This window comes from Clostridium luticellarii (genome assembly GCF_002995845.1).
In the GTDB taxonomy this organism is placed as follows: Bacteria; Bacillota; Clostridia; order Clostridiales; family Clostridiaceae; genus Clostridium_B; species Clostridium_B luticellarii.
This window is the reverse complement of sequence record NZ_PVXP01000001.1, coordinates 135,454-155,818: the sequence shown is the minus strand read 5'-3', so window position 1 is coordinate 155,818 and position 20,365 is coordinate 135,454. Positions and strand designations below refer to the sequence as shown.

The following is a 20,365-nucleotide window of genomic DNA, read 5'->3' as shown; positions in this document are numbered from 1 at the left end:
ACTTGTATTTAAATAAGGAGGATTCAAAATGGCTTTAACAGGATTAGGTATATTTAAGTTAACACCGAAAAAAAATTGTAAGGATTGCGGATTTCCGACTTGCTTGGCTTTCTCAATGAAAGTTGCATCCGGAGCAGTGGAAATAAGCAAATGTCCTCATATGAGTAAAGAGTCAGTAGAAAAATTGGCAGAAGCAACAGCGCCGCTCATGAAAACAATAACACTGGGGAAGGGGGATACCGAATACAAATTAGGAGGAGAAACCGTACTTTTTAGACATGAAAAAACACTTGTAAACAGAAACAGATTTGCAGTGCTTTTATCTGATGATATAGAAGGTTCCCAGATAGATGCCAAGATTCAGCATATTAAAGATGTACAGTATGTCAGAATTGGCGAAGATATGAAGACCGAATTTGTGGCTCTAAAATACGTTTCAAATAAGGATAAATATCTTGAACTTATAAAGAAGGTAAAATCCAGCGGATTGAAAGTGGGTTATATCTTGGTTTGTGAAGATGCAGCAGTTATGAAGGAAGCACTTCAACTGGTGAAAGATGAGAATCCACTGGCCTATGGTGCCAACAAAGATAATTTCAAAGAAATGGTGGATTTGGTTAAACAAGACAACATAGCTTTGGGAGTAAAAGCAGAGAATCTGGAAGAACTTTATAATTTAGTGGAAGAAATTCAGAAATTGGGATATAAAAATCTTGTTTTGGATCCAGGCTCCAAATCTGTTAAACAGACTTTTGAAAATGCAGTTCAGATAAGGAGAATAAATCTTCAGGGGCAAGATAGAGTTTTTGGATATCCTTCCATATTGTTTTTAAACGAACTGGCTAATGGAGATAAATTTCAAGAGGTTACATTATCCACACTATTTACTATGAAGTATGGTTCAATACTTGTTTTGAGTGATATGGATTATGTTAGAGCACTGCCGTTATATGGAATTAGACAGAACATATTTACAGATCCTCAGAAGCCTATGAGAGTGGAAGTTGGAGTATATGGAATCAATAATCCGGATGATAATTCACCTGTGATGTGTACTGTGGATTTTGCACTGACTTACTTTATAGTTTCAGGAGAAATAGAGAGATCTAAGATGCCTGTGTGGATGGTTATACCTGATGCAGGCGGATATTCAGTGCTGACTTCCTGGGCAGCAGGTAAATTTACTGCCGATGTAATAGCTGGTGCAATAAAGAAGAGTGGAGTAGAAGAAAAGACAAAGAGCAGGACCCTTATAATACCTGGAAAGGTAGCGGTATTAAAAGGAGAATTGGAAGACAGTCTTCCAGATTGGAACATAACAGTTGGAACTACAGAAGCCATGTATATTCCTAAATTCCTGAAAGAATTGGCTGCAAAATAATAAATCTTCAATCAAACAGTTGCTGGCTTTTGGCTGGCAACTGAAAATATAAAATCAAAACGAATATAAAATATTAAAATAGGAGGTCGTTTTAATCATGGAAAAGTTTATGATCATAGGTGAGAGGATCCACTGCATATCTCCAACAATAAGAAAGGCCATTGAGGAAAGAAATACTGCACCTATATTTAAAAGAGCTAAAGAGCAGCTGGAGGCAGGGGCTGATTATCTGGATTTAAATATAGGACCTGCAACTAAAAATGGAGAAGAAATAATGCAGTGGGGTGTTCAGGCACTTCAAAGTGAATTTGACAATGTTCCACTGGCACTTGACACTACTAATAAAAAGGCAATTGAAGCAGGACTTAAGGTATATAACAGAGAAAAAGGCAAGCCTATAATAAATTCTGCAGATGCAGGAGAGAGAATTGTAAACATAGATTTGGCTGCAGAATATGATGCTATGTGTATAGCACTGTGTGCAAAAGAGGGAATTCCAAAAGATAATGACGAGAGAATAGCATACTGTACAGAAATGCTTGAAAAAGCTATGGGACTTGGAATGGAGCCTACTGATTTGTTGTTTGATCCACTCATTGTAGTAGTAAAAGGAATGCAGGATAAACAGAAAGAGGTATTGGAAGCTATTAGACAAATAAGTGAAATGGAGCTTAAAACCTGCTGTGGACTAAGCAATGTATCAAATGGAGCACCTAAGGAGATAAGACCTATAATTGATGCCACTTTTGCAGCTATGGCAATACAAAGCGGACTTACTTCTGCAATAGTAAATCCTTGTGATCAAAGATTAAAAGAAACAATAAAAACCTGTGATGTTGTAAATGGAGCTGTTTTATATGCAGATTCTTACTTAGAATTATAATCTTTATAATATTTAATAAAAATGGGAGGAACTAAAAATGAATTTATTTCAAACTATATTCACTGGTTCGAAACAGGCTTTAGCGGCAGCTGAAGGCATAGTTAAGCAGGCTATAGATGAAAAGGGTAAAGATTATAAAGTGGCCTTTCCAGATACTGCATACTCGCTTCCAGTAATTTTTGCGGCTACAGGGAAAAAAATAACCAATTTGGGTGAATTGGAAGGGGCTCTGGATATAGTCAGGAGTCTTATAGTAGAAGAGGAGGTTCTTGACAAGGCCTTGAATGCAGGTCTTGCAACAGCTGTTGCAGCAGAAATAATAGAGGCTGCTAAATATGTGCTTTCCGAGAATCCATATGAAGAACCCTGCGTAGGATTTGTATCGGATCCTATAATAAGATCCCTTGGAGTACCGCTTGTTACAGGGGATATACCAGGTGTAGCAGTTGTACTTGGAGAATGCCCTGATGTTGACACTGCAGTTAAGGTAATAAAGGATTATCAATCGAAAGGATTACTTACATTTTTAGTTGGAAAGGTAATAGATCAGGCTGTAGAAGGAAAAGTAAAGATGGGACTTGATCTTAGAGTTATTCCTCTCGGCTATGATGTTACTTCCGTAATACATGTTGTAACAGTGGCCATAAGAGCAGGACTTATATTTGGAGGAATTAAAGGCGGTGCATTACAGGAAATGCTGCAGTATACTGCAGAAAGGGTGCCTGCTTTTGTAAATGCCTTCGGCCCGTTGAGTGAACTTGTGGTTTCGGCAGGAGCAGGAGCTATAGCACTTGGATTCCCTGTAATAACGGATCAGGATGTAACAGAGGTTCCTACACTTCTTTTAACTCAGAAAGATTATGACAAATTTGTAAAGACTTCATTGGAAGCTAGAAAGATAAAAATAAAGATAACTGAAATTCCAATTCCGGTTGCTTTTGCTGCAGCTTTTGAAGGTGAAAGAATAAGAAAGAACGATATGCTTGCAGAATTTGGAGGAGGAAAAACTGACGGCTGGGAATTGGTTATGACTGCTGATTCAGGAGATATTGAAGATCATAAAATAGAACTTATAGGACCGGATATAGACACTATAGACAAGGCACCTGGAAGATTGCCTCTTGGAATGCTTATAAGGGTTTCAGGCGCCAACATGCAGAAGGACTTTGAACCTGTGCTTGAAAGAAGACTTCATTACTTCCTCAATTATATAGAAGGAGTAATGCATGTAGGGCAGAGAAATCTTACCTGGGTTAGAATAGGGAAGGAAGCTTATGATAAGGGATTCAGGCTGAAGCATTTTGGAGAAGTAATATATGCTAAAATGCTGGATGAGTTTGGTTCGGTTGTAGATAAATGTGAGGTTATTATAACTACGGATCCTGCTAAAACTTCAGAATTGAAAGAAAAATATGCTATACCGAGATATGCAGAAAGAGATGCCAGACTTGAATCATTGGTAGATGAAAAGGTTGATACTTTTTATTCTTGTAATCTCTGTCAGTCCTTTGCACCTGCACATGTATGTATAGTAACACCTGAAAGACTTGGACTCTGCGGTGCAGTTTCCTGGCTGGATGCCAAAGCTACACTTGAATTAAACCCAACAGGACCATGTCAGGCTGTACCAAAAGAAGGTGTAATTGATGAAAATGCAGGTATCTGGGAGAAGGTAAATGATACTGTTTCTAAAATATCCCAGGGTGCTGTAAACAGTGTTACACTATATAGTATTTTACAAGATCCAATGACTTCCTGCGGATGTTTTGAATGTATTACAGGTATAATGCCTGAAGCCAACGGTGTAGTAATAGTCAACAGAGAATATGCAGCTCAGACTCCTCTTGGAATGACCTTTGGTGAACTTGCATCCATGACAGGCGGTGGAGTTCAAACCCCTGGATTTATGGGACATGGAAGACCTTTTATATCCTCGAAGAAATTTATGAAAGCTGAAGGTGGAATTTCTAGAATAGTTTGGATGCCTAAAGAATTAAAGGATTTTGTGGCAGAAAAACTAAACAAGACGGCTAAAGAGCTATATGATATAGACAATTTTGCAGACATGGTATGTGATGAAACTATAGCTGTAGAATCTGAGGATGTATTGAAATTTCTGGAAGAGAAAGGACACCCTGCACTTACAATGGATCCTTTGATGTAGTAAATTTAAATGAGGATAATAGAAACAATTGTATTTTGTTTTTATTATCCTTATAATCTAAAATTATAAAAGAGGTGGTATTTATGAACTTCCCCAAGGAATTATATTATAGTAAAGAACATACGTGGGCAAAAGTAGAGGGGGATACGGCACTTATAGGCGTAAGCGATTTTGCGCAGGAGCAGCTGGGTGAAATATTATTTGTGGAAATGCCTGAAGTGGGAGATGAGGTTTCAAAGGATGCTTCTTTTGGAGTGGTTGAGTCCTCTAAAAAAGCATCGGATACAATATCTCCATTGTCCGGTGAAGTGATTGAAATCAACGAGAAGCTGGATGATGAGCCTGAATATGTAAATGAGGCTCCTTATGATGCATGGATAATAAAGATAAAAATAAAGGACGCAGATGAAGTCAAAAGTTTGTTGAGTTCTTCTGAATACGAGGCAGAATTGGCATAGAATGGAGCTGCTTTTTGAAAGGGAGGTATTTGTGCAATATGGTAAAGATAAAGTTTAATCCATACAATAGGGAAATAGAAGTGCTGCAGGGGGAAAATCTTTTAGAGGCCGTGAGAAAAGCCGGCATATTCATGGATACTCCATGTAATGGAAGTGGAACTTGTGGAAAATGTAAGGTCAAGGTAATAAATGGGGACATTATTTCCACAGGCAGTAAGAATATAACTGAGGAAGAAAAGAAAAATGGGTATATACTTGCCTGCCAGAGTACTGTTAATAGTGATGCAGTTGTAGAAATACCTGAAACCGACTCTTCTTCAATGCATGGAATGAAAATAGAGGATTTTTCAGGCAGTAGGGAAAAGAATATATTTCAAAGATCCAGAGATCAGATATTGAAAAGTGGTATGAAATTTAATAACAACATAAAAAAGGAGTACCTGGAACTAGATCCTCCAACTTTAAATGACAATATATCCGATTTTGAAAGATTGAGGAGGCACATAAAAAAGCAGCTGAATTATGATGATGTTTTTTGTGGACTGACCATATTGAAAAAAATGCCTCAACTTTTAAGAGAAGCAGATTTTAAAATTACCATAACTCACATACCTGATGAAAAAGGAAAGACGGTTATTATCAACATGGAAAAAGGTGATAGGACAGATCAGCTGTATGGGGTGGCAGTAGATATAGGAACTACTTCTGTGGCAGCTTGTTTGGTAGATCTGCATAATGGAGAACTGATTGCAAAGGCTTCTTCGGGAAATGCACAGATGAAATATGGAGCTGATGTGATAAACAGGATAATGTATTCTACCAGGGGAAATGGACTCGAAAAATTAAATCATGCAATAATACAGGAAACCATAAATCCTCTGTTAAATAGAATATATGCGGATTCTAAAATAGAAAGCGATGAGGTGGTATCCTTTGTAGCTGCGGGAAACACTACTATGTCTCATCTTTTTTTGGGGGTATATGCAAATTTTATCAGGCAGGAACCTTATATACCGGCTTTTGTAAAGATACCGCTCATAAAGGCTTCAGAACTTGATATAAAGGTTAACCCCGAGACTCCTGTATACCTGGTACCTTCTGTAGCAAGCTATGTAGGCGGTGACATATCTGCCGGGGTATTATCTTCGGGAATGTGGCATAGCGATAAAAATATACTTTTTATAGATTTGGGGACAAATGGTGAAATAGTATTTGGAAATAGTGAATATTTGATGGCCTGTGCCTGTTCCGCAGGTCCAGCTTTTGAGGGCGGTGAAATAAGCTGTGGTATGAGAGCCTCCAGTGGTGCTGTAGAAAAAGTGAAAATTGACAGCAGTTATAATCCTACCTTCAGTGTTATTGGACAGGAAAAGCCTTTGGGTATATGTGGCTCTGGTATTATAGATCTTATATGTGAAATGATGTTTGCGGGTATTATAGATAGAAAGGGAAAAATCATAAAGGATCTTAATACCGACAGAGTCAGGTTTGATGAACATGGAATTGGCCAGTATGTTCTGGCATTCAAGGAACAGTATGATCTGGACAGAGATGTTGTCATAACAGAAGTGGATGTAGATAACTTTATAAGAGCGAAAGCAGCCATATATTCTGGAATTACCACACTTTTAAATAATTTATCCATGGATTTCACTGCCATAGATAAAATATATATAGCAGGCGGCATAGGTAACAGCCTGGATATAGCTAATTCAGTGAAGATAGGAATGCTGCCCGACATAGATCAAAACAAAATTCAGTATATAGGCAATAGCTCTCTTATGGGATGCTATTTGACACTTATGAGTGAAGATGCAAAGCACAAGCTGGAAGAAATAGCCAATAGTATAACCTATGTAGAACTCAGCGTTGAATCGGAATATATGAATGAATTTGTATCTGCCTGCTTTTTACCACATACGGATATAGATAAATTTCCTACCGTTAAAAAATGCCTTGATAGCTCTGTTTAAAAACTTTTGGATTGTTTGTTTTAATAATATATTAAAAAGAGTATACTTAACTTAAGAAAGTGTTTTATAATCTGTAGATTGACAATGAAGTTTTTGTGTGAGTTAAAGAGGAGGTAATAAAATGTGTGAATCAACAGCATATTTAGTAACACCTGAAGGTGAACGTAAAATTATGGATTATGTAGTGGATATAGTTCCAAAGGAAAACGGAAGACTGTCTTTGACAGATATTTTAGGTGAAGAGGAAATAATAGAGGGAATGTTAAAAGAAGTGAGGCTTTTGGAGCACAAGATAGTTATAGAAAAAGCTGTATAATTGCTGTAAATTCAGTATAGGGGGAATTTACTATGGATAATGAACATGAACACCATACTCATGATCATGACTGTCATGGTGATGATGTCACTTATGGCCACGGACATTGTCACGGCGGGGAACATCACGCTCATATTCATGATACGTTGAATGGTGCGGAAGACAAAGAGGAAAGAACATTAAAAATATTGTTGGGGCACTGGATAGAGCATAATAAATCCCATGAAGAAGGATTTTTGGAATGGGTAAGTAAGGCCAAAAATATGGGGAAAGTGGAAACTTCACAATTTATTGAAAAAGCAGTGGAATTTATGAAACAAGCGGATGATATGCTTAAAAAAGCAGAAGAACACATGTAATAATGTTGTATAGGGTTCAGATGGAGCAAAGTATTTCTTATGTGCAGGGCTCTGTCTGAATCTAACAATTACTTGATATAAATTGGACAACAGTGATATGTTGTTGAAATTAAGCGGGATTTAATTTAGGGGTGTAGACTATGGATAACAGAATTAATGTGGAAAAAAACAGGAAGGATAAAATACCCTACGATTATTATAAGATGCTGTTTAAGGATTTTGATCCTGGGGTGATGGCTGAAAATACAGGATGCATTTTCAATAAGGATAGGGAAGAGATAATTGTAAAATTAATGGGACAAGATATAGTGGTAAAATATCCTTCTGGAGATATGTACAGTGCAGAAGGTTCTAAAATTGAAGCGTATCCTCCTAAGGCCCTGATCCTAAGGTATTTGATGCATGGTAAAGGGGTGAGTCCTTCAAGTAAATACATAACCTACAGAGAAGTAGACGGAGGGAATGTATATTATAATAATTTCTACGGTAGATGTATTTTAAGATTGTCCAAGACCTTTGGAAAGAATGTGGATAAGTTCAAAAAAATATTTGAAAAATTGGGAGCAGAGAAGGTAGACATGGGTGATGCCGCTTATAAATTTCAATTTTTAAATAATATATATGTGATTTTTGCAATTTGGGAAGGGGATGAAGAATTTCCACCTTCATCCCAGATACTGTTCAACAGCAATGTATCTTTTTATTTTACGGCAGAAGATTTGGCAGTAGTGGGAGATGTAGCTATAGGAGCCATAACAAAGCTGGCTTTTTAGCTTGAATAAATGGTTTGTAAAGAGGGGGGAATTTATATGGAAGGTATGCTGAAACCCAATGAAATATGTGATGCTGCAGTAGAAGCCGGCTGTACCAAGGCAAAACTCAGAGTTTCCCAGCAGGTCATACTTGGAATGCTGGCAGGAGCATTTATTGCAGTGGGTGGAGTGATTTCCGCAGTGGTATCTCACAGCATAACCAATGTTGGAGTTGCAAAATTTGCAGGAGGTGCGCTTTTCCCCGTAGGGCTTATGTTAGTGGTTATATGTGGAGCTGAACTTTTTACGGGGAATTGTCTCATGGTAGTACCTCTTGCAGGAAAAGAAATAACTTTAAAACCCATGCTCAAAAACTGGGTGATAGTGTATATATTTAATTTCGTAGGCTCCATTCTCATAGCTTTTTTGGTATTTAAAGCAGGAGTTTTTGAAATGAACAGCGGGAAATTGGGAGGTACGGTGATCAAAGTGGCTTCAGCAAAGGCAGCGCTGCCTTTCTGGACTGCATTTTGCAGTGGGATAATGTGTAATTTTTTAGTATGTCTTGCAGTATGGGGAGCTTTTGCTGCCAGGGATATAGTGAGCAAGGTAGTAATAATATGGTTTCCTATAATGACATTCGTAACCTGTGGATTTGAACACTGTGTTGCTAATATGTACTTTTTAACCGCAGGAATTTTTGCAAAATCCAATCCTTCTTTTGTTGCAGCTTCAGGATTGTCCCAGGATAAAATAATAAATGGATTGGGAATCGTGCACAATCTGATACCTGTAACTCTGGGGAATATAGTAGGAGGAGCTGTACTGGTAGGTGCGGCTTATTTTATGGTGTATAAGCACAAACCTGTCAGTGAAAAAAACATTGTGTATAAATAAAAATTCAATATGATTAATTGTTATTTTCTACTATTGAATAGTGTATATTTATATGATACACTTAAACTACAATAAGAAATATAATGGCGGAGTAAAAAGAGAGCCAAATTTTAAGACATATGTGCCTTAAGATTAGTTCTCTTTATTTTTTTACCGTTTATTGAGGAGGTATTGTTTTTATGTTTGATGTGACCATTGTGGGAGCCGGAGTTATCGGAAGCTCCATAGCAAGAGAGTTATGTAGATATAAGCTTAGTGTATGTGTTATAGAGAAGGATTCTGATGTAGGGAATGGAACCAGTAAGGCCAACAGTGCCATAGTTCATGCCGGATTTGATGCTAAACCTCATACTTTAAAAGGAAATTTAAATGCCAGGGGAAACAAGTTATTTGACAAACTTTCTGAAGAATTGGATTTCCCTTTTAAGAGAATAGGATCACTGGTAGTTTGTTTTGATGAAAACGACATTGTCAACCTTGAAAAGTTAAAGCAGCAGGGTGTGGAAAATGGAGTCCCAAACCTGAAGATATTGAATGGTGACGAAGTAAGGAAAATAGAACCAAATTTATCTAAAAATGTAGCTGCTGCACTCTATGCTCCAACAGGAGCAATAGTATGCCCTTATGAAATGACCATAGCTATGGCTGAAAATGCAGCTGTAAATGGAGTGGAGTTTAAATTAAATACCGAAGTGATGTCCATAGTTAAAAATTCTGGACACTATTTGATAAAAACCGACAAAGGTGATGTGGAGAGTAAGATTGTAGTCAATGCAGCAGGAGTATTTTCAGACGAGATAAATAATATGGTAAGTGACAAAAAACTACACATAGTTCCAAGAAAAGGTCAGTATTGTCTATTTGATAAAGCAGTGGGAAATACAGTTTCAAGGACTATATTTCAGCTGCCTACAAAAATGGGAAAGGGAGTTCTTGTTACTCCTACAGTAGATGGAAATCTCTTAATAGGTCCTGATGCTGAGGATATAGAAGATAAGCAGGATTTAAATACTACCGGTGAAGGTTTAGATTTTATAATTTCCAAAGCAGCCCTCAGTGTCAATAAGTTGCCGATGAGGCAGGTAATAACATCGTTTTCAGGGTTGAGAGCCCATGGTACAGGAGATTTTGTAATTGGAGAAGCAGAAGATGCTGAGAATTTTATAAATGCAGCAGGTATTGAATCTCCAGGATTGTCCAGTTCACCTGCCATAGCAAATATGATTGCAGATATTATAGTTGACAAATTAAAACCGGAAAAGAACGATGGATTCAATCCTATAAGAAAGGGAATACCTAAATTTAGGGAAATGACCAATGAAGAAAGGAAAAATATTATTGCTGAAAACCCCAGGTATGGCAAAATAATATGCAGATGTGAAACTGTTACAGAAGGTGAAATAGTGGATGCCATAAGAAGACCACTGGGAGCAAGAAGTGTAGATGGTGTAAAAAAGAGGACCAGAGCAGGCATGGGAAGATGTCAGGGAGGTTTTTGTGCGCCCAGGGTAGTGGAAATTCTGGCAAGAGAGCTTAAGATTTCACCTCAGGAGGTAACTAAATCTGGACATCATTCAAACTTGCTGGTTGGAAGAGATAAAGAAGATGTTCCAGTGTAAGTATCAAATCTGGTGGATTTTCGGTGCAGTCGAAAATCTTCATCAATTGTGCATTGTAAATTGTGAATTGCATGAATTAGAATAATTTGGAGGTTTTAAATATGCAAGAATATGATGTAGTAGTAATTGGCGGGGGTCCTGCAGGACTTGCAGCAGCCATATCAGTGAAAGAAGAAGGCGTGGATAGTATATTGATACTGGAAAGAGATACCCAGCTGGGAGGGATATTGAACCAATGTATTCATAATGGGTTTGGACTTCATACTTTTAAAGAGGAGCTTACAGGTCCAGAATATGCCCAGAGATTTATAGACAAAGTGAAAGATATGAATATTCCATATAAATTGAATACTATGGTGCTTGATCTCAATAAGGATAAGGTCATAACGGCAGTGAATGAGGAAGATGGCATAATTGAAATAAAAGCTAAATCCGTAATACTTTCCATGGGATGCAGGGAAAGGCCAAGGGGAGCAATAAATATACCTGGAAGCAGGTGCGCAGGTATATATACGGCTGGTTCCGCCCAGAAATTTGTGAATGTGGAAGGTTATATGCCTGGAAAAGAAGTAGTGATACTGGGTTCCGGCGATATAGGACTCATAATGGCCAGAAGAATGACACTGGAGGGTGCAAAAGTTAAAGCTGTTATAGAACTTTTGCCTTATTCCAGCGGTCTTAAACGAAATATAGTGCAGTGTTTGGACGATTTTGGAATACCACTCAAATTGAGTCATACGGTTACAGATATAAAGGGAAAAGAAAGAGTTGAAGGTGTGACTATTGCAAAGGTGGGAAAAGACAGAAAGGTCATAAAGGGCACGGAAGAATATATACCCTGTGATACCCTGCTTTTGTCTGTAGGACTGCTGCCGGAGAATGAACTTTCCAGAAAGGCCGAAGTTAAATTATCCAATATAACCGGGGGCCCTATAGTGGATGAAAGTCTGGAAACCAATGTGGATGGGATATTTGCCTGTGGAAATGTACTTCATGTCCATGATTTAGTAGACAATGTTACCATAGAAAGTGTAAATGCAGGTAAGAGCGCTGCTAAATATGTAAACGGAAAGAGGTTTGATGGAGGCAAAATAGAGGTGCTGGCTGTGGATGGAGTGAGATATACGGTACCACAATATATAAACCCTCAAAATGTGAATGAATCCATAGATGTCAGATTTAGAGTTGGAGATGTATTCAAGGACAGCTTTATATCCGTGTATTTTGATGATGTTAGAGAAATGCATATAAAAAAGAGAATACTCACTCCTGGAGAAATGGAGAAAGTTAAAATTACCAGAGCTCTTCTGGATAAATATCCTGATTGTAAGAAAATAACCATAAAGGTAGAAGGGAAGTAATAGTATGAGTAAAAGAGAATTAACCTGCATAGGATGCCCTATGGGATGCCAGCTTTTAGTCAAACTAGACGGGGATAAAGTAGTGGAAGTAACAGGAAATACCTGTAAAAGAGGCGCGGAGTATGGCAGAAAAGAGTGTACTAATCCCACAAGAATAGTTACTTCTTCTGTATATGTAGAAGATGGAGAAATAGATGTAGTTCCTGTAAAAACCGAGAAAGATATACCTAAAGGAAAAATATTCGACTGCATAAAAGCTCTTAAGGGAGTAGTGGTGAAAGCTCCTGTAAATATAGGAGATGTTATACTTGAAAATGTAGCGGATTCTGGGATAAATATTATAGCTACTAAGAAGGTTGACAGTGCAGATGGCAAGACTGCATAAATTGAAAGGCGTGGAAATTTTCCACGCTTTTTTATAGATAAAACTAGAATGTATTTCTTTGAATTAAGAAGGTAGTTCTTCTATGATATAATAGTATTGTTCAATAAAACAATTTAATGTAGCTGCATAATTTATTACTTGTGAAGCGGGAGGATTTAATGTGGGCAAAGATAAATTGGAAAAATTAATAGAAGAACTTCAGAATTTTGAACAATTAAAATTTGAAAGCATACCGGATATAGATCTGTATATGGATCAGGTAACTACATTTATAGAAGATAAATTGGGATATTTAAAAAGAAACAAAGAGGACAGTACTATTACTAAAACCATGATAAATAACTATACCAAGGCAGGTATACTCATGCCTCCCAAGAAAAAGAAATATTCCAGGCAGCATATGGTTTTGATCATACTGACCTATTATTTGAAACAAATACTGTCTATAAGTGATATCCAGAGCTTGTTTTCACCTATGGTGAATTCCATAATGTCCGGAGAGAGCAGGGAAGAAAGTCTCAGTAATGTATACAAAAAATTTCTAAAAATAGAGGATAATGAAGTAAAGGCTTTTGTAGAGGATTTTCAAAATAAGCTCAAAGAGCAAAATATCTCAAATCTGAATTTAGAGAATGGCTCGGAGAATTTAGAAGAAAATTTAGATGAACTTCTGGTAATGGTGATTATGCTGGTGGTAAAGGCCAATATAGAAAAGAGAATGGCAGAAAAGATAATTGATAATTTTTTTAAGAAGTAGGATAAAGATTTTCGGTGTTAATCGAAAATCTTCATTCATACGTAATTTTTAGCTATAAATAGCTATCTGAATAGTTTGTTAAAACAATCTTTACATATGAGGGTATTACCCTTGTTTGCGGATATTATCTCATTTTTCTTAAGTGGTTTACCGCAGATCTGACATCTGGGTATCGAAGATTTTTCACTGGAATTTTGTATTTTTTTGCTGCTATTATAAAATTTTTTTTTATTGGGAGGAGGGGAGTAATTTATCTCCTCCTCTATGGACTCATTTTCTGAAATGACATATTTTAAGTTGTAATGGCTTTCGCCAAATAATTCCAGCTCAAATCTGGGGTTATTTTTATCATAAAATTCTTCTGTGATTATTTTACGAATCTGGGCATCATTTATTATCAGACCGCTCTTTTCAATTCCATCGAATATACTTTTAGTTATATTGCTGGTATCAGGATGCCTTTTTTTACTTTTATAGTATACTTTCAACACTGCTATTAAAGATTCCGATATAACTGTTCCAGGATTTTGACTTCTGCATTCATAAGCTATCTGCTCCTCATACAGTGCGTATCTGTCATGATATTTACCTGAATTGTAGGGTAAAATAGCTCTTCCACTTATATTGAATAGTTTGAAGTTTGACTTGGTTATAGGAGAACCTTTAACTATGATTTTTGCATAGGGTTTATTCATGTTTTACTCCCTGTATGTTATTGAATTTAAAGATTGTACAAATCTTTACTATTATTATACCATACATATTCTTGCGGAAGCTGTGAAGTAAAATATAAGGATTAAACTTAAAAACCATACTATACTGTAAAAAAAATAAGTAGTATAATTCAATGATATAGGTATAATATTGTATGAATGTTTGAAATAAGTTGAATGGAAAGGTAAAGATATTTATGGATAAAGATATAAAAATATTGGCTATCGAGAGCAGCTGTGACGAAACTTCTGCAGCTGTAGTTGTTAATGGAAGGCAAGTGCTTTCCAATATAATATCTTCACAAATAGATATTCATAAAAAATTTGGAGGCGTGGTGCCGGAAGTTGCATCTAGAAAGCACATAGAAGTTATAAGTATAGTAGTAAAGCAGGCAATGGAAGAAGCGCAAATTACATTTGAAGATATAGATGGGGTGGGAGTTACTTATGGACCGGGACTCGTAGGTGCACTTCTTGTGGGACTGCAGTATGCAAAAGGTCTGGCTTATGCCCTGCATAAGCCTTTAATCGGGGTAAATCATATAGAGGGGCATATAAGTGCTAATTTTATACAGTACAAAGATTTAAAGCCTCCTTTTGTGTGTCTTGTGGTGTCCGGTGGTCATACTTATCTGGTTTATATGAAGGATCATGGTAAATTTGAGGTCATGGGTCAAACCAGGGATGATGCCGCAGGAGAAGCTTATGACAAGGTGGCCAGAGCTATTGGACTGGGGTATCCGGGAGGACCTAAAATTGATAAATTGGCAAGAGAGGGGAATTCGGAAACCATTAAATTCCCAAGGGCCAATTTTCATGATGATACTTCTCTTGACTTTTCTTTCAGCGGACTGAAATCGGCTGTATTAAATTATCTAAATCAGAAAGAAATGAAGAAGGAGCTCATAAATAGAGCTGATGTGGCAGCCTCCTTCCAGAAGGCGGTAGTCAGCTTTTTAGCGGATAATTCATTGAAAGCATGCAATTTGAAACATGTAGATAAAATTGCCGTAGCAGGGGGAGTAGCAGCCAATACCTGTCTTAGGGAGACTCTTATTAGAATGGGACATGAAAATAATATAGAAGTTTTGTTTCCGGATTTTGTGCTATGTACCGACAATGCAGCCATGATAGGAAGTGCTGCTTATTTTGAGTATGTCCGGGGAAATACCAGTTCATTGAGCCTAAATGCAGTCCCAAATTTAAAATTAGGAGAAAGATAAGCAGAGAGCCCAAATCTTTGATTTGGTGCGAATCGCTTACTCATTCGACCATAGGGAGAAGGAGTTTCTTAAAGGAGAGCCCAAATCTTTGATTTGGTGCGAATCGCTTACTCATTCGACCATAGGGAGAAGGAGTTTCTTAAAGGAGAGCCCAAATCTTTGATTTGGTGCGAATCTGTATCATCATAAAAACCTATGTGTGATACTATTGGATATTTTATCATAGTATAAAGTAACATAAATAATATATATAATATACTATTTACAAAATCAGTAGTAAGATATATAATAATTTGTAGCAATATTGATTTTGAAAATTGAGAAAAATTGCAAAGACACATTTAACTCTGCCCCAAAGATTTGCTGAAATCAAAGGTAGCTGCGAAAGAAAATAGTCATTGTTTAATGTTCAATTAAAATTAATATTTGCAGGTATAAAAAAATGATAATTCAATTGAAATAATTTTATTACTTATATATAATGATATTGTCTTGTTTAAATTTAATAATATACTTTAATAAATATGCAGAATATATAATTTTTATAAAGGGGATGAGTGATTTATGAGAAAATTTAAAAGGGTACTCGTAGCAAACAGAGGAGAAATCGCCATAAGAATATTCAGAGCTTGTCAGGAATTGGGTATAACTACTATAGCTATATATTCTAATGAGGATAAAAGATCTCTTTTTAGAACCAAAGCCGATGAATCTTATTTAATAGGCAAGGATAAAAATCCAGTGGAAGCATATCTGGATATTGATGAAATAATAAAAGTGGCTTTGGACAAAAAGGCTGATGCAATACATCCTGGATATGGTTTTCTGGCAGAAAATTCTGAATTTGCAAGAAAATGTGAAGAAGCAGGTATTGAGTTTATTGGACCTACTTCGAACATGATGGAAATGCTTGGTGACAAGATAAAATCCAAGGTTGCAGCAAAGAAAGCTGGAGTGCCGACAATACCGGGAGTTCAGGAACCTATAAAAACAGAACAGCAGGCTTTGGAGTTTGCAGAATTCTGTGGATATCCGGTTATGATTAAGGCGGCAGCAGGCGGCGGCGGAAGAGGTATGAGAATTGTAAGAAAAAAGGAAGAGCTTTTAGAAGCATACAATAGTGCAAGAAATGAGTCTCAAAAAGCTTTTGGCTCTGAGAATATATTTATTGAAAAGTATATTGAAGGACCTAAACACATCGAGGTTCAGGTGCTTGGAGATAAATATGGAAATATAGTGCATTTGTATGAAAGGGATTGCTCCATACAGAGAAGACATCAAAAAGTGATAGAATTTACTCCATCCGTAGCTCTGTCTGATGAAAAAAGGGCTCAGATATGTGAAGATGCACTTAAGATAGCAAAAAGTGTAGGATATAGAAGTGCAGGAACATTAGAATTTTTATTGGACAAAAACGGGAATCATTATTTTATAGAAATGAATACCAGAATTCAGGTGGAACATACAGTAAGTGAAATGGTTACGGGAATAGACATTGTTCAAAGCCAGATACTCGTAGCCGAAGGATATGCACTTAATTCAAAAGAAATAGGCATAAACTCTCAGGATGATATTAAATTAAACGGCTACGCAATACAGTGCAGAGTTACTACAGAGGATCCACTCAACAATTTTGCACCGGATACCGGAAGGATAGATATGTACAGAACAGGATCCGGTTTTGGAATAAGGCTGGATGGTGGAAATGGATTTACGGGAGCGGTTATAAGTCCTTATTATGACAGCTTGCTTGTGAAAGATATATCCTGGTCAAGAACTTTTGAAGATGCAATCAGAAAATCAATACGATCTATAAAAGAGACGGTAATATCCGGAGTCAAGACAAATGCAGATTTTTTGATAAACGTACTGAGCAATGAAAAATTTCAAAAAGGGGAATGTGATACTAACTTTATCGAAAATACTCCCGAGCTTTTCAATATGAATCCTAAGCCGGATGAAGAACTGAGAATAATGAAATTTATAGGAGAAAAGGTAATAAATGAAACTCATGGCAAAAAACCGAGCTTTAATGTTCCAGTTGTACCAGCAGTGAAAAAAGAATCAAATTTATCAGGAAGCAAGCAGATACTGGATCAAAAAGGACAAGAGGGTCTTGTGGATTGGATAAAATCCCAAAAGAAACTTCTTATTACAGACACCACCATGAGAGATGCACATCAATCCCTTATGGCCACCAGAATGAGGACCAGGGATATGTTAAAGATAGCAGATGTCCAGTCTGTATTGGGAAAGGATCTATTCTCCATGGAAATGTGGGGGGGTGCTACTTTTGACGTGGCATATAGATTTTTAAAGGAATCACCTTGGGAGAGACTTGAAAAATTGAGGGAAAAAATACCTAATATATTATTTCAAATGCTTTTGAGAGGAGCCAATGCTGTTGGATATAAAAATTATCCTGACAATGTTATAAGGGAATTTATAAGGCAGTCCTCTGATTCGGGTATTGATGTATTTAGAATATTTGACTCTTTAAACTGGCTGAAAGGAATGGAAGTTGCCATAGATGAAGTGGCAAATCAGGGAAAGATAGCTGAAGCCTGCATGTGTTATACAGGGGATGTTCTTGATGACAGTAAAGACAAATATACATTGAAATATTATGTTGATCTTGCTAAAGATATAGAAAAAGCCGGAGCTCATATTCTGGGGATAAAGGATATGTCATCACTTTTGAAGCCTTATGCAGCTTATAAGCTTATAAAGGCACTTAAAAATGAGATATCCATACCAATACATCTTCACACTCATGACACTACAGGAAATGGAGTTGCCACACTTATCATGGCGGCCCAGGCCGGGGTGGATATCGTAGATGCTGCCTTCAGCAGTATGTCCGGGCTTACAAGCCAGCCATCACTTAATTCCGTAGTGGCAGCACTGCAGAATACTGAAAGGGATACAGAACTCAATATTGATGATCTTCAGAAAGTATCAAATTATTGGGAAGATGTAAGACCAATATACAGCCAGTTTGAATCCGGACTCAAATCCAGTACTGCAGAAATATATAAATATGAAATACCAGGAGGGCAGTATTCCAATTTGAAGCCACAGGTGGAGAGCTTTGGCCTGGGAGATCGTTTTGAAGACGTAAAAGATATGTACAAAAGAGTAAATAAAATGCTGGGGAATATAGTTAAAGTGACTCCGTCTTCCAAAATGGTGGGTGACCTGGCTATATTTATGGTACAGAATAACCTAAACGAGGATAATATATATGAAAAGGGAAAAAATCTTAATTTCCCTGATTCCACAGTTTCCTATTTTAAAGGTATGATGGGGCAGCCTATGGGTGGTTTTCCCAAGAAACTTCAGGAATTGGTGCTAAAGGGAGAGAAACCTTTGACAGGAAGACCTGGACAATTTCTTCCACCTGAAGATTTTGCAAAGATAAAAGAATATCTGAGCAAAAAATACAGGAGAGAATTTGACGGAAAAGAAATTATCAGCTATGCTCTTTATCCTGATGTATTTGAGGACTACTTGAAATATGTGGACAATTTTGGAGATCTAAGTCATATGGACAGCAGTATATTTTTCTACGGACTTTCCGAAGGTGAATTTTGCGAAGTAGAAGTAGGAGAGGGACGTAGTTTATATGTACAATTGCTTGATATTACAAAAGCTGATTCTGAGGGATATAGATTTTTAGTGTTTGAAATAAATGGAAATAAAAGAGATATAAGAATAAAAGATAAATCACTCTTTGAAAAATCTGGAATAAAGGAAGCTTCCGTGGTCATGGCAGATCCAGATAATAATAAGGAAATAGGTGCAAGCATCCCGGGAAATATTGTGAAGATACTTGTAAAGACCGGCAGTGAAATCAAGGAAGGACAGAGTTTGATTGTAATAGAAGCTATGAAAATGGAGACAAATGTTACTGCATCTGCTTCAGGAGTGGTTGAAGGAGTGTTTGTAAAAGAGGGACAAAGGGTTAAAACCGGTGAACTTTTGGTAAAGTTGAAATAATGCAGTTGAAAATATAATCTTGAATAGGCACTATTTAAAATTCTTTAGTAAATGGAATTTTAATAGTGCCTATTTTGTTTTGATTTTATATTCTGAAGGATTTTGTATACTGATAAGTTTTAACATATAACTTCACTAACTTATCTAGATATGTTAGAATATTATATTAAATAAAGTTTTGACCTGGGAAATATATAATATAAGTGAAAGTGAGGCAGAATATATGGAGAACATAGGATTGGTTTTGGAAGGCGGAGGAATGAGAGGACTGTACACTGCTGGAGTACTGGATTTATTTATGGAAAAGAATTTATACCTGCCATATATTATAGGTGTTTCTATGGGAGCCTGTAATGCATGCTCATATATTTCAAGGCAAAGGGGGAGAAATAAAAAAATAAATATAAACTATGTAGATGATCCCAGATATTTAAGTTATAGAAACCTGTTACTGAAAAAAGGGATATTTGGGGCGGATTTTATATTTAATGAGATACCCAATAAACTGGAAATATTCGATGTAGATACCTTTAATAGAGCGAAAGAAAAATTTATGGTTGGTACTACAGACTGTAATACTGGAAAATCCGTATATTTTGAAAAAGATAAATGCCAGGGAAAAGAAATATTTGATGCTATAAGAGCATCCAGCAGTTTGCCTTTTATGGCCTCCATAGTGAAATTCAAAGGATTGAATTTATTGGATGGTGGAATTTCGGATCCAATACCCATAAAAAAATCCATAGAGGATGGAAATAAGAGAAATATAATTGTTCTGACACGAAATGAGAATTACACAAAAAAGCCTTTCAAAATGAAATTTTTAGCCAGAAAAGTATATTCTAATTATAGTGGACTGGTTGAGGCAATGATCAACAGGCACAGAAAATATAACAGTACTTTGAGTTATATAGAGAGACTTAGAAGAGAGGGAAAAGCTTTTGTAATTAGACCTAAACAGCCGTTAAAGGTAAAGAGAATAGAAAAGAATAAATATAAGCTTACAGAACTATATAATCAAGGATATAGAGAAGCAGCAGCCTGCTATGACAAACTGGAGGAATGGATCAAGAATCAGAAAAATGTGTCTGTGCAGCAAGACTGCATGAAATAGATAGAGGAGGA

General features: G+C 36.6%; 17 protein-coding genes. 16 read left to right on the top strand and 1 reads right to left on the bottom strand.

What is annotated here, in order from left to right; translation table 11 throughout:
- Positions 1-28 precede the first annotated feature (28 nt).
- From acsC to CLLU_RS00675, 13 genes are all read left to right on the top strand, one after another.
- Positions 29-1,381: an acetyl-CoA decarbonylase/synthase complex subunit gamma gene (gene acsC / locus CLLU_RS00735; RefSeq protein WP_106007659.1), complete on the top strand. Its 1,353-nt coding sequence runs from the start codon at positions 29-31 to the stop codon at positions 1,379-1,381.
- Positions 1,382-1,478: 97 nt separating this feature from the next.
- Positions 1,479-2,264 carry a carbon monoxide dehydrogenase/acetyl-CoA synthase methytransferase subunit gene (acsE, locus tag CLLU_RS00730; protein WP_106007658.1) on the top strand — a complete coding sequence of 262 codons (786 nt, stop codon included), beginning with the start codon at positions 1,479-1,481 and terminating at the stop codon, positions 2,262-2,264.
- Between the two features lie 37 nt (positions 2,265-2,301).
- Complete coding sequence (gene acsB, locus CLLU_RS00725; protein WP_106007657.1) at positions 2,302-4,428, top strand: acetyl-CoA decarbonylase/synthase complex subunit alpha/beta; 2,127 nt, start codon at positions 2,302-2,304, stop codon at positions 4,426-4,428.
- 83 nt (positions 4,429-4,511) lie between these two features.
- Complete coding sequence (gene gcvH, locus CLLU_RS00720; RefSeq protein WP_106007656.1) at positions 4,512-4,886, top strand: glycine cleavage system protein GcvH; 375 nt, start codon at positions 4,512-4,514, stop codon at positions 4,884-4,886.
- A gap of 38 nt (positions 4,887-4,924) precedes the next feature.
- On the top strand, positions 4,925-6,859 hold the full coding sequence (acsV, locus tag CLLU_RS00715; protein ID WP_106007655.1) for a corrinoid activation/regeneration protein AcsV: 1,935 nt from the start codon (positions 4,925-4,927) through the stop codon (positions 6,857-6,859).
- A 121-nt stretch (positions 6,860-6,980) separates the two neighbouring features.
- Positions 6,981-7,175: a CooT family nickel-binding protein gene (locus CLLU_RS00710; RefSeq protein WP_106007654.1), complete on the top strand. Its 195-nt coding sequence runs from the start codon at positions 6,981-6,983 to the stop codon at positions 7,173-7,175.
- Between the two features lie 32 nt (positions 7,176-7,207).
- Positions 7,208-7,534: a DUF8180 domain-containing protein gene (locus CLLU_RS00705; RefSeq protein WP_106007653.1), complete on the top strand. Its 327-nt coding sequence runs from the start codon at positions 7,208-7,210 to the stop codon at positions 7,532-7,534.
- A 140-nt stretch (positions 7,535-7,674) separates the two neighbouring features.
- The gene (locus tag CLLU_RS00700; RefSeq protein WP_106007652.1) at positions 7,675-8,307 is read left to right on the top strand and encodes a DUF3786 domain-containing protein; all 633 of its coding nucleotides are present in this window, start codon (positions 7,675-7,677) and stop codon (positions 8,305-8,307) included.
- Positions 8,308-8,343: 36 nt separating this feature from the next.
- Positions 8,344-9,183, top strand: a complete 840-nt coding sequence (locus CLLU_RS00695) for a formate/nitrite transporter family protein (protein WP_106007651.1) — start codon at positions 8,344-8,346, stop codon at positions 9,181-9,183.
- 179 nt (positions 9,184-9,362) lie between these two features.
- Entirely contained in the window at positions 9,363-10,802 is a 1,440-nt protein-coding gene (locus tag CLLU_RS00690) for an NAD(P)/FAD-dependent oxidoreductase (protein ID WP_106007650.1), read from the top strand.
- Positions 10,803-10,903: 101 nt separating this feature from the next.
- Entirely contained in the window at positions 10,904-12,163 is a 1,260-nt protein-coding gene (locus tag CLLU_RS00685) for an NAD(P)/FAD-dependent oxidoreductase (RefSeq protein WP_106007649.1), read from the top strand.
- A 4-nt stretch (positions 12,164-12,167) separates the two neighbouring features.
- Complete coding sequence (locus CLLU_RS00680) at positions 12,168-12,548, top strand: DUF1667 domain-containing protein (protein WP_106007648.1); 381 nt, start codon at positions 12,168-12,170, stop codon at positions 12,546-12,548.
- 160 nt (positions 12,549-12,708) lie between these two features.
- Positions 12,709-13,305, top strand: coding sequence for a DUF1836 domain-containing protein (locus CLLU_RS00675; protein ID WP_106007647.1), 597 nt, complete (start codon positions 12,709-12,711; stop codon positions 13,303-13,305).
- 62 nt (positions 13,306-13,367) lie between these two features.
- On the opposite strand, the gene CLLU_RS00670 is transcribed toward CLLU_RS00675, so the two are convergent.
- A complete protein-coding gene (locus CLLU_RS00670; RefSeq protein WP_106007646.1) occupies positions 13,368-14,000 on the bottom strand; it encodes a RusA family crossover junction endodeoxyribonuclease in 633 nt (210 codons plus the stop codon).
- Between the two features lie 215 nt (positions 14,001-14,215).
- On the opposite strand from CLLU_RS00670, the gene tsaD reads away from it, so the two are divergent.
- The 3 genes from tsaD (at position 14,216) to CLLU_RS00655 (ending at position 20,354) form a co-directional block, all read left to right on the top strand.
- Positions 14,216-15,241 carry a tRNA (adenosine(37)-N6)-threonylcarbamoyltransferase complex transferase subunit TsaD gene (gene tsaD, locus CLLU_RS00665; RefSeq protein WP_106007645.1) on the top strand — a complete coding sequence of 342 codons (1,026 nt, stop codon included), beginning with the start codon at positions 14,216-14,218 and terminating at the stop codon, positions 15,239-15,241.
- 564 nt (positions 15,242-15,805) lie between these two features.
- Entirely contained in the window at positions 15,806-19,240 is a 3,435-nt protein-coding gene (locus tag CLLU_RS00660) for a pyruvate carboxylase (protein WP_106007644.1), read from the top strand.
- A gap of 223 nt (positions 19,241-19,463) precedes the next feature.
- Positions 19,464-20,354: a patatin-like phospholipase family protein gene (locus tag CLLU_RS00655; protein WP_106007643.1), complete on the top strand. Its 891-nt coding sequence runs from the start codon at positions 19,464-19,466 to the stop codon at positions 20,352-20,354.
- Positions 20,355-20,365: the final 11 nt, after the last annotated feature.

Bases quoted from the DNA above. Each gene is read 5' to 3' on its own strand.
- CLLU_RS00660 (WP_106007644.1), top strand. From the start codon at position 15,806: ATGAGAAAATTTAAAAGGGTACTCGTAGCAAACAGAGGAGAAATCGCC.
- CLLU_RS00700 (WP_106007652.1), top strand. From the start codon at position 7,675: ATGGATAACAGAATTAATGTGGAAAAAAACAGGAAGGATAAAATACCC.
- gcvH (WP_106007656.1), top strand. From the start codon at position 4,512: ATGAACTTCCCCAAGGAATTATATTATAGTAAAGAACATACGTGGGCA.
- CLLU_RS00705 (WP_106007653.1), top strand. From the start codon at position 7,208: ATGGATAATGAACATGAACACCATACTCATGATCATGACTGTCATGGT.
- CLLU_RS00670 (WP_106007646.1), bottom strand. From the start codon at position 14,000: ATGAATAAACCCTATGCAAAAATCATAGTTAAAGGTTCTCCTATAACC.
- CLLU_RS00655 (WP_106007643.1), top strand. From the start codon at position 19,464: ATGGAGAACATAGGATTGGTTTTGGAAGGCGGAGGAATGAGAGGACTG.
- CLLU_RS00695 (WP_106007651.1), top strand. From the start codon at position 8,344: ATGGAAGGTATGCTGAAACCCAATGAAATATGTGATGCTGCAGTAGAA.
- acsC (WP_106007659.1), top strand. From the start codon at position 29: ATGGCTTTAACAGGATTAGGTATATTTAAGTTAACACCGAAAAAAAAT.
- CLLU_RS00690 (WP_106007650.1), top strand. From the start codon at position 9,363: ATGTTTGATGTGACCATTGTGGGAGCCGGAGTTATCGGAAGCTCCATA.
- acsE (WP_106007658.1), top strand. From the start codon at position 1,479: ATGGAAAAGTTTATGATCATAGGTGAGAGGATCCACTGCATATCTCCA.
- CLLU_RS00685 (WP_106007649.1), top strand. From the start codon at position 10,904: ATGCAAGAATATGATGTAGTAGTAATTGGCGGGGGTCCTGCAGGACTT.
- CLLU_RS00680 (WP_106007648.1), top strand. From the start codon at position 12,168: ATGAGTAAAAGAGAATTAACCTGCATAGGATGCCCTATGGGATGCCAG.
- acsB (WP_106007657.1), top strand. From the start codon at position 2,302: ATGAATTTATTTCAAACTATATTCACTGGTTCGAAACAGGCTTTAGCG.
- tsaD (WP_106007645.1), top strand. From the start codon at position 14,216: ATGGATAAAGATATAAAAATATTGGCTATCGAGAGCAGCTGTGACGAA.
- CLLU_RS00710 (WP_106007654.1), top strand. From the start codon at position 6,981: ATGTGTGAATCAACAGCATATTTAGTAACACCTGAAGGTGAACGTAAA.
- acsV (WP_106007655.1), top strand. From the start codon at position 4,925: ATGGTAAAGATAAAGTTTAATCCATACAATAGGGAAATAGAAGTGCTG.